Source organism: Embleya sp. NPDC005575 (genome assembly GCF_040605455.1).
Taxonomy (GTDB): Bacteria; Actinomycetota; Actinomycetes; order Streptomycetales; family Streptomycetaceae; genus Embleya.
Map to the genome: position 1 here is coordinate 1 of NZ_JBEXCV010000330.1, position 2,016 is coordinate 2,016.

1 protein-coding gene and 2 pseudogenes are annotated in these 2,016 nt (G+C 62.7%); 2 read left to right on the plus strand and 1 reads right to left on the minus strand.

The window, feature by feature from the left end:
- Window positions 1-141, plus strand: a pseudogene (locus ABZS54_RS42785) (IS5/IS1182 family transposase); the annotation flags it as partial.
- A gap of 48 nt (window positions 142-189) precedes the next feature.
- Here ABZS54_RS42785 and ABZS54_RS42790 read toward each other — a convergent pair.
- A pseudogene (locus ABZS54_RS42790) lies at window positions 190-639 on the minus strand (IS5 family transposase); the annotation flags it as partial.
- 763 nt (window positions 640-1,402) lie between these two features.
- Here ABZS54_RS42790 and ABZS54_RS42795 point away from each other — a divergent pair.
- Window positions 1,403-1,897, plus strand: a complete 495-nt coding sequence (locus tag ABZS54_RS42795; RefSeq protein WP_355548833.1) for a GNAT family N-acetyltransferase — start codon at window positions 1,403-1,405, stop codon at window positions 1,895-1,897.
- Window positions 1,898-2,016 lie beyond the last annotated feature (119 nt).

Consider the following 2,016-nt stretch of genomic DNA (forward strand, 5'->3'; position numbering starts at 1 on the left):
ATCATGATGCACCGACGGCTCGCCCGCGACTACGAGACCCTCACCGCCAGCTCCGAAGCCATGATCCACGTCGCCTCGATCGACAACCTCGCCAAACGCATAACGGACGAAACCACACCCACCTGGCGAGGAACCTACTAGTTGATAAAGGGCATTTCGCCTACACTAAATGCCCACTTAGAGATCGTCTCATTTGGCGTATCGGCGGTAGCAGATGAGTGCGGCGGCGAGGCTGACGAAGGCGCCGAAGTGCGCGGCCTTGACCTCGTATCGGCGGTGGAGTCGGCGGAAGGCGTTGAACCAGGCCACTGTTCTTTCCACGACCCACCGGTGTCGTCCCAGGCATTGAGAGGACTCGATGCCGCGTCGTGCGATGCGGTGGGTGATGCGGCGTTTCCGCAGGTGGTCGCGGATGAAGCGGTGGTCGTAGGCCTTGTCGCCGTGGAGTTTCGCCGGTCGTCGGCGACGTGGTCCGCGGCGGGAGCGGATCGGCGGGATGTTCTCGACCAGGGGTATCAATGCCTGGCTGTCGTGGGTGTTCGCGCCGGAGATCCCGATCGACAGGGGCAGACCGGCCCGATCGGTGAGCAGGTGGATCTTCGACCCGTACTTGCCCCGATCCACAGGATTCGGACCCGTCAGTTCCAAACATCTATTTATTCTGCGATTTCACTGGTGCCAAATCGAATCAGCATCTATTCTCCACAAAGGTCGATCGAATGGAGACTTCGATGAATAGAATTCTGGGTGCCGTATCGGCTGTCGCGCTTTCACTGGGTGGTGTTGTTGCGGGTGCCACCACGGCCGAAGCGGTTCCAACTAACTGTGTGGTAACTCCGTACTTCTACAATCCCGGAAACGCTGATGCGTATTGCTCCAGTGGCACCGGCTACTTCCGCGTGTACATCAGTTGCCGCGCGGACCCCAGCGGCGGTGTCTTCACCGGCAGATGGGGAGGTGGATGGGGACGAATGAGCACACATCCTCATTTGCTAAGTGTCCAGATAATTTTCCGTATTTGAGCACCTATCAGGTCCTGCTGGGTGATTGAAAGCACGTCTCGAGGGGTGGAGCCTGGGCCTGTAAAGGCTCGGGCTCTGGCTCATGGTTGCCGTACCTGAACAAACAACTGGACGCAGCATGCGGTAAAGCAGGCGCCGCGCGTCACCGAGGAGTGCGTACCGACCAGCTTGGACGTCATCGCGGCCGCGCCAGCTTATTCAGCCAGGGCGAGGTGCGCCGGGTAGTAGCAGTTGCCCGTCTCGTTCGAGAAGCGCTTCTTGCGCCGCAGCAGCTCCTCTAGTACTCCAGCCGTAGATCGTTATGTGCCCTGGTCTTGGGGCTGTCTGCCACTGGCGGAAACTCAGGTGGCCTCAGCGCGCGGTCTGGGTAGAGTCGGGCGATGCCCGAACTGAAGCGGCTGCATGCTGGCCACGCCCCGGCGGTCCTGGCCTTCGAGCTGGCGAACCGCGCCTACTTCGCTGCCTCGATCTCCGACCGCGGCGACGACTTCTTCGACCAGTTCACCAGCGGGTACAACGCCTCGCTGGCCGAGCAGGAGGCCGGCATCTGCGCCTTCTACGTGCTCGTCGCCGAGGATGGATCGGTACTCGGCAGGTTCAACCTGTACGACTTGGAGGACGGCACTGCCAGACTCGGCTACCGGATTGCGGAGCAGGTCGCCGGCCGCGGCGTGGCGACCACGACCGTCCGGGAGCTGTGCCGGATGGCGACAGCGATGCACGGCCTGCGCACACTGCGGGCGTCCACCTCCCACGACAACGCCGCGTCCCAGAAAGTCTTGACCAAGGCCGGGTTCGTCCCGGTTGGCCCGGCCACCCCGAACGATCTCGGCGGTAAGTCAGGCACTTGGTACCAGCGCGACCTCCAGCCATAGACCTTCATCTTCCGGCGCCGGTGGACCCTGGGCGCCCCGTTCACCTCCATCGACGCCGGCACCGGATTGTGGATCGGCGGCGAGACGCGACCCGACGCCGACGCCGCGTCCTTCGGCGG